Raw genomic sequence first — 6,593 nt, 5'->3', positions numbered from 1 at the left:
AATTCCCTTAACGCCATGCGCTTGTAGGCGGCGACCAGCCTGTCGCCCTCCTGCCGCTCAACCGAGATCGCCAGCCGCATGGCGGCCTCGCCCATCTGCCAGACCAGAAACGCCGTGGTTTCCAGTGTCGCCGGATCGGCTGCCGGCCGCAGCCGTTTCAGCACCGCGCTGAGGAATTCGGCGTTGGCGCGGCTGTCGGCGAGTTCGAGCTGGCGCAGCGCCTTGTCGGCCTGCGTGCCCGACCAGATGTCGCGTATCACCGGCTCGGCCAGGAACAGCCGGTAATAGATGTCGACCAACTCTGAAAACGCGGACTGCAGGCCTTCGGCGTCGCTGATACCAGCCAGTGCTGCCGAAATGCAGGACTGGCTTTCGGCGGTGTAGCGCTCGGCCAGCGCCCAGATGATCGCCCGCTTGTCCGGAAAGAACTGGTAGAGCGACCCGATCGACACCCCAGCGCGCTCCGCCACCTCACCCATGCGCATGGCATCGCTGCCTTGCTCGGCGATCAGCGCCGAGGCAGCCGCCAGCATGCGCTCGACCCGCTCGCGGCTGCGCTGCTGGCTCGGCGCCCGACGCGGTGAAGCAGCCTGCTTCTGTGCGGAAACGGGGGTTGCCGCGTCTTCCATACCTGACTCCAAATGCCGCCAAAATCACTTGACTCGAGAAATACGAGGGTTTATCACGTTTTGCAAATGTGAGGATTAATCACGTTTATGCGGAGGAAAGCACAATGGGCATCTGGAGCAACTGACATGATCGCGAAACTTCTTCCCACTCTCATCTTCATTGCCGCACTTGGCTCAGGCGTCGTCGGCGGCGTCTTCTTTGCTTTCTCCAGCTTCGTCATGCCGGGCCTCGCCCGCATGCCAGCCGCAAGCGGCATTGCCGCGATGAATTCCATCAACGTCACAGCCGTGACGCCGCTGTTCATGACAGCACTGTTCGGCACGGCTCTCGTCTGCATCGTTGTCGCCATCGGTGCGGTGATCGGCTGGAACCAGCCAGGCTCGCTCTGGCTGGTTGCCGGCAGCCTGCTCTATCTCATCGGCATCGTGGTGGTGACGATGATCTTCAACGTCCCGCTCAACGATGCGCTCGCCGCCGTCGATCCGGCCAGCAGCAATGGCGCAAGCCTGTGGTCGCGCTACCTCAACGAGTGGGTGATGTGGAACCATGTCCGCACCATCAGCGGCATAGCCGCGCTGGCATCCTTCTGGTTCGCCGCGCGTTGAAAAGGATGGATGGAGCCACCGATGAAGGATCAATATTCGAATATGGCCTTCGGCATGGCAATCGGAGTTGGTGTCGGTGCCGCGGTCGGCACCGCTCTGGATGACCTTCCGATGGGCGTCGCCGTGGGTGTTGCGATTGGCGCCGCCTTCGGAGCGTGGCGACGCAAGTGACGGCAGCGGCGGCCTCTACGCCTTTGTCTTCCGATCGGAATGACCGAGGTCGCGGTCCGGATCAATGACATCGCGGACCAGTTGCTTCAGCTTGGCCGCGTCCGGAAAACCGCCGTCGCGCTTGCGCTCCCAGACAAGCACGTCATTGCAGGAAATGGTGAAGATGCCGCCGGTGCCCGGCACCAGCGTTACTTCGCCAAGGTCCGTGCCGAAGGTCGACAGCAGCTCCTGCGCCATCCAGCCGGCGCGCAACAGCCACTGGCACTGCGTGCAGTAGCTGATGCGGATGGCGGGGAGCACGCTTTCGCTCATGCCGGGCTGAGCTCCGCTCATGCCGCGCTGAGCTTGGCCATGGTCTCGTCGTCGACTTCGAAGTTGGCGTAGACGCTCTGCACGTCGTCGTCGTCCTCGAGCGTGGCGACCAGTTTCATCAGCGACTGTGCCCGCTCCTCGTCGACCGGAACGTTGTTCTGCGGCCGCCAGATCGGCTTCACCGATTCTGCCTCGCCGAGCGAGGTTTCCAGAGCCTTCGATACCTCACCGAGATTCTCGAAGGCGCAATAGATGGTGTGGCCCTCCTCGTCGGTTTCCACGTCGTCGGCGCCGGCTTCGATTGCCGCTTCCATGACCTTGTCGGCGCTGCCGGCCGATGCCGGATAATAGATCTCGCCGACGCGGTCCCACATGAAGGAAACCGAGCCCGTTTCGCCCATCGCGCCGCCGGCCTTGGTGAAGGCAGCACGCACATTGGACGCCGAGCGGTTGCGGTTGTCGGTCAGCGCCTCGACAATGACAGCGACGCCGCCCGGGCCATAGCCCTCATAGCGCACGGCTTCGTAATTCTCGGCATCGCCCATCGAGGCCTTGTTGACGGCGCGCTGGATGTTGTCCTTCGGCATCGACACCGCCTTGGCGTTCTGGATCGCCAGGCGCAAGCGCGGGTTCATCGATGGATCGGGCGTCCCGCTCTTGGCGGCGACGGTGATTTCGCGCGCCAGCTTGGAAAACATTTTCGACCGCACCGCATCCTGGCGGCCCTTGCGGTGCATGATGTTCTTGAACTGTGAATGGCCAGCCATGGCACCCCTGTCGTCTTCTCGGCTAGAGCATCCCGAAGCGAAGTGATCTGACCTCGTCTGCCGCAATGCCCGAATTCAAAATTTCAGAGCGTCCCAGGTGCACCTCTTGGAAGCACGGCGTTCTCTGTCGGAATGGCCGGCTTATAGATAAATCGGCTCAATTCGTCCAGCCGCACCGCGCACGGGACGCGCGCCATGGGCTGCAGCAAGCATTCACGCCTCCAGATCGGATTTCAGCCGGTCGATGATGCTGAGCGCATGGCCGGCATACTGGCTGATCCAGCGGTCGTGGATCTGCTTGATCGGCAGCGCGTTGAGATGGTTCCAGCGCTCGCGGCCGTCGCGCCGCGCAACGATCAGGTCGGCCTCCTCCAGCACCTTCAGATGCAGCATGACCGTGCAGCGATCGATATCGGGAAAGGCCTCGCACAGCGTGCCGGTCGTCTTCGGCGCGTCCTTCAGCTGATCCAGTATTTCACGCCGGCGCGGATGCGCCAGCGCCTTGAAAACATTGTCGTCTTGCGATCGGCTTGACATGTTATGTTTATATAACATATTGTTGAACCGATCAAGGGAAGGAGCTGTTGATATGTCACTTGGATTCAGTGTTTCCGGACGCATCGGCAAGCCGGTCGCCGACGTCTTCGACGCAGTCGTCAATCCGAAGAAACTGAGCGGCTATTTCACCACGATCGGCGGCGCCAGCGCCCCGCTGGAAGCCGGCGCCGGCGTCGTCTGGTGGGGCAAGGTGCCGGTTGAGGTCGACGAAGTGGTCAAGGACCGCCGCATCGTGCTGCGCTGGGATGCCACCGATGAGGACGGCAAGCCGGCCTACAAAACCCGCATCGAGATGAACTTCGAACCGCTGGACGATGGCGGCACCTTCGTCACCATCGCCGAGAGCGGCTGGCAGGAAGGCGCGGTCGGCCTGAAGAAGTCCTATCTCAATTGCGAGGGCTGGTCGCAGATGCTGGCCTGCATGAAGGCCTATGTCGAGTACGGCATCAATTTGCGCGACGGTTACTACCGCAGCGAGATGAAAGGCGAACCCGCCAACGAGACCAATATCTGACCATTAGGAGCATTCCATGGACATCCACGAAAAACCGACCGCCGAAGCCGGCATGCTGATCCGGCGGCCTGTCGCCGAAGTGTTCGAGGCCTTCGTCGACCCGGCCATCACCACAAAATTCTGGTTTACCCATAGCAGCGGCCGGCTGGACAGCGGCGAGCAGATCCACTGGGAATGGCGCATGTACGGCGTCTCGACGACGGTCGACGTCAGCGAGATCGTTCCGAACGAAAAGATCGTCATGCAGTGGAGCGATCCACCGACCACCGTGGTCTGGACTTTCACCGAAATGCCTGGCGAGACAACTTTTCTCGAGGTTCGCAATTTTGGCTTCGCCGGCGATGGCGACGGGCAGGTCAAAGAGGCCGTCGGCTCAACCGGCGGCTTCACGCTGGTGCTGGCCGGTGCCAAGGCGTGGCTGGAACAAGGCCTGACGCTCGGCCTGATCGGCGACCGTCACCCGAAGGGCGTGCCGGCTAACTGAACCGGCGGGCTTGGGATCGCCGCTTTTCCTGCTCACGACGAGCTTGAGCCCAATTCTCGGCCGGAGCTCCCGGAATGTCCAAGATATCGATCTCGCTGTCAGGCAATTCAGCCAGCTTGGCCAACTGATCGCGCTGATTCTGGCTAAGGTCCCTGCTGCTCATGCCTCAATGCCCGCCGCCCGGCTTCTTGCGCCGCCGCGCCAGCATGTTGAGCCCCTCGACCAATGCCGAAAAGCCCATCGCCGCATAGATGTAGCCCTTGGGCACATGGTAGCCCATGCCGTCGGCGATCAGTGTCATGCCGATCATCAAAAGGAAGCCCAGCGCCAGCATGACAATGCTCGGGTTCTTGGCGATGAAGTTGGCCAGCGGCCCGGCCGCCAGCATCATCACGCTGACCGCCACGATCACGGCGATGTACATGATGGCGATCTCGTCGGTCATGCCGACGGCGGTGATGATCGAATCGATTGAGAAGACCAGGTCGAGCAGCAGGATCTGGAAGATCGCGCCGGCGAGGCTGATCTGCAGCGTCTCGCCCATCATCGTATCCTTGTGGTCGTCGGGATCGACCGTGTGATGGATCTCCTTGGTCGCCTTCCAGACCAGGAACAGGCCGCCGGCGATCAGGATCAGGTCGCGCCAGGAAAAACCGTGGCCGAAGGCCGTGAACACCGGCGTGGTCAGCTGGACGATGATCGAAATGGTGGCCAGCAGCACCAGCCGCATGATCAGCGCCGCCGAGATGCCGAGCCGGCGGGCACGGGCCCGTTGTGCTTCCGGCAGCTTGTTGGTCAGGATCGAGATGAAGATCAGATTGTCGATGCCGAGCACGACCTCGAGCACAATCAGCGTCAGCAGCGCGACCCAGGCGGTTGGATCGGACACAAATTGAAAATGCGGCGCCAGGAATTCGATGAGCTGCATGGAGGTCGTCCCCTCTTTTAACGATCTAGAGCAGTGTCGCCGGCAGTTAGGTACTAAGCGTGCCTATATCAATGTCATGACCAGAAGGACGGTGCGGTTTCCTCCAGCCGCGGGCCGCGACGAAACGGCGCGATCCGCTCGGTCAGCCCGGTGCGGTCGGAAATATCGACGCCGACGCCGCACAAGGTCGCCGGTCCGGTCGCCGCTTCGAAGCGGCCTTTCGGCACTTTCGACAGGAACCGGTTGAGCGGCTCCTCCTTGTCCATGCCGAGCGAGGAATCATAGTCGCCGCACATGCCGGCGTCGGACATATAACCGGTGCCGCCATTGAGGATCTGGTGATCGCCGGTCGGCTGGTGGGTGTGGGTGCCGACGACGAGGCTGGCGCGGCCGTCGACGAAATGCGCGAAGCACATCTTTTCCGAGGTCGCCTCGGCGTGGAAGTCGATGATCACGGCATCCGCCTGCTCGCCGAGCGGACAGGCGGCAAGCTCGCGTTCGCCAGCCTGGAAGGGATCGTCGAGTTCGGGATGCATGAACACCCGGCCCATGATGTTGGCGACCAGCACGCGCGCGCCGCTCCTGGCGATGTAGACGCCGGAGCCGCGCCCGGGCGTGCCCTTGGGAAAGTTCGAGGGGCGCAGGAAGCGCTCTTCGCGCGGCGCGAAGGCGAGTGCGTCGCGCTGGTCCCAGACATGGTTGCCGGTTGTGACGACATCCGCACCGGCCGCGATCGTCTCGCGAAAGATATCTTCGGTGATGCCGAAGCCGCCGGCGGCGTTCTCACCGTTGACGATGACGAAATCGAGTTTGAAGTCGGAGATCAAGCCGGGCAGTTGTTCCCACACCGCCGTCCGTCCCGTCTTTCCAACCATGTCACCGAGGAAGAGAAGTCTCATATGATCCCGCACCGAAGGTCAGCGAAGCAAAAGCTGCATGACGTCTGTGAAAGATCATGCGTCCTTTTATCTACAATTTTGACGCGAAGCGGCGCAACCCGCTCTCGGTCAGTATTTCCGGAATGACGACGTCATGTTCCTCATCCGGCACCATTGCCACCTCCTGGCAGTCGAAGGCGATGCCGACCAGCCGCGGCGGCTGTCCCTTGTCGATCAGCTTGGCGATGGCGCGGTCGTAATAGCCGGCACCATAGCCGATGCGATGGCCGCGCGCATCGAAGGCGGCGAGCGGCACCAGCATCACCGAGGGGTCGAGCACTTCTGCTTCTTCATGCGGGCCGACCGTGCCGAAACCCATCTCGACCATCGGCGCGCCGCGCACCAGTTCGCGAAAGACGATCGTGGTTTTGTCGAGAATGGCCGGCAGGCAAAGCCGCGCGCCCTTTTCGCGCAAGGCAAACATCAGCGGCCTGACGTCGACTTCCGAGCGCATCGGCCAGAAGCCGGAAACGATCTGGCCCGGCTCGACATGGAGATGATCGCGTGCCGTCTCAGCCATTTCAAGCGCGACCTCCACCCGCCAGAATTCATCGAGCGCATCGCGGCGTCCGAGGGCCTCGCGGCGAAGCTGCTTTTTGAGGTCTTTGAGAGAGGTCATGCAGTCAGGGTAGAAAAGGTCAGATCTGGATGGAGTGTTGGGAGCGACGTTTTCCACCGCAATCATC

At 62.1% G+C, this 6,593-nt stretch carries 11 protein-coding genes; 4 read left to right on the top strand and 7 right to left on the bottom strand.

What is annotated here, in order from left to right; all coding sequences use genetic code 11:
* Positions 1–629, bottom strand: a 629-nt coding sequence (locus EN990_RS25935) for a TetR/AcrR family transcriptional regulator (protein ID WP_164766156.1), incomplete at its 3' end; no start/stop codon positions are given.
* A gap of 126 nt (positions 630–755) precedes the next feature.
* On the opposite strand from EN990_RS25935, the gene EN990_RS25930 reads away from it, so the two are divergent.
* Positions 756–1,235: an anthrone oxygenase family protein gene (locus EN990_RS25930; RefSeq protein WP_027162539.1), complete on the top strand. Its 480-nt coding sequence runs from the start codon at positions 756–758 to the stop codon at positions 1,233–1,235.
* Positions 1,236–1,256: 21 nt separating this feature from the next.
* The gene (locus EN990_RS25925) at positions 1,257–1,406 is read left to right on the top strand and encodes a hypothetical protein (protein WP_127369218.1); all 150 of its coding nucleotides are present in this window, start codon (positions 1,257–1,259) and stop codon (positions 1,404–1,406) included.
* A gap of 15 nt (positions 1,407–1,421) precedes the next feature.
* Here the strand turns inward: EN990_RS25925 and EN990_RS25920 are convergent, their stop codons facing one another.
* The 3 genes from EN990_RS25920 to EN990_RS25910 all read right to left on the bottom strand — a co-directional run bounded on the left by EN990_RS25920 (position 1,422) and on the right by EN990_RS25910 (position 3,022).
* On the bottom strand, positions 1,422–1,718 hold the full coding sequence (locus EN990_RS25920) for a SelT/SelW/SelH family protein (protein WP_245460989.1): 297 nt from the start codon (positions 1,716–1,718) through the stop codon (positions 1,422–1,424).
* A 17-nt stretch (positions 1,719–1,735) separates the two neighbouring features.
* Positions 1,736–2,485 carry a YebC/PmpR family DNA-binding transcriptional regulator gene (locus tag EN990_RS25915; protein WP_127369216.1) on the bottom strand — a complete coding sequence of 250 codons (750 nt, stop codon included), beginning with the start codon at positions 2,483–2,485 and terminating at the stop codon, positions 1,736–1,738.
* A gap of 213 nt (positions 2,486–2,698) precedes the next feature.
* Positions 2,699–3,022: a helix-turn-helix domain-containing protein gene (locus EN990_RS25910; RefSeq protein ID WP_127369215.1), complete on the bottom strand. Its 324-nt coding sequence runs from the start codon at positions 3,020–3,022 to the stop codon at positions 2,699–2,701.
* Between the two features lie 52 nt (positions 3,023–3,074).
* On the opposite strand from EN990_RS25910, the gene EN990_RS25905 reads away from it, so the two are divergent.
* Positions 3,075–3,557, top strand: coding sequence for an SRPBCC domain-containing protein (locus EN990_RS25905; RefSeq protein WP_013529111.1), 483 nt, complete (start codon positions 3,075–3,077; stop codon positions 3,555–3,557).
* Positions 3,558–3,573: 16 nt separating this feature from the next.
* On the top strand, positions 3,574–4,041 hold the full coding sequence (locus EN990_RS25900; RefSeq protein ID WP_127369214.1) for an SRPBCC family protein: 468 nt from the start codon (positions 3,574–3,576) through the stop codon (positions 4,039–4,041).
* A 166-nt stretch (positions 4,042–4,207) separates the two neighbouring features.
* On the opposite strand, the gene EN990_RS25895 is transcribed toward EN990_RS25900, so the two are convergent.
* The 3 genes from EN990_RS25895 to EN990_RS25885 all read right to left on the bottom strand — a co-directional run bounded on the left by EN990_RS25895 (position 4,208) and on the right by EN990_RS25885 (position 6,526).
* Positions 4,208–4,969 carry a TerC family protein gene (locus tag EN990_RS25895; RefSeq protein WP_013529109.1) on the bottom strand — a complete coding sequence of 254 codons (762 nt, stop codon included), beginning with the start codon at positions 4,967–4,969 and terminating at the stop codon, positions 4,208–4,210.
* Between the two features lie 74 nt (positions 4,970–5,043).
* Positions 5,044–5,868 (bottom strand): YmdB family metallophosphoesterase, encoded by an 825-nt coding sequence (locus EN990_RS25890; protein ID WP_024502904.1) that lies wholly within the window; start codon positions 5,866–5,868, stop codon positions 5,044–5,046.
* Between the two features lie 70 nt (positions 5,869–5,938).
* Positions 5,939–6,526: a 5-formyltetrahydrofolate cyclo-ligase gene (locus EN990_RS25885; RefSeq protein WP_127369648.1), complete on the bottom strand. Its 588-nt coding sequence runs from the start codon at positions 6,524–6,526 to the stop codon at positions 5,939–5,941.
* Positions 6,527–6,593: the final 67 nt, after the last annotated feature.

It is taken from the genome of Mesorhizobium sp. M7A.F.Ca.US.005.03.1.1, from assembly GCF_003997975.1.
GTDB classification, from domain to species: Bacteria; Pseudomonadota; Alphaproteobacteria; order Rhizobiales; family Rhizobiaceae; genus Mesorhizobium; species Mesorhizobium ciceri.
The sequence above is the reverse complement of the archived record's forward strand: the minus strand, read 5'-3'. Positions and strand labels throughout refer to the sequence as shown.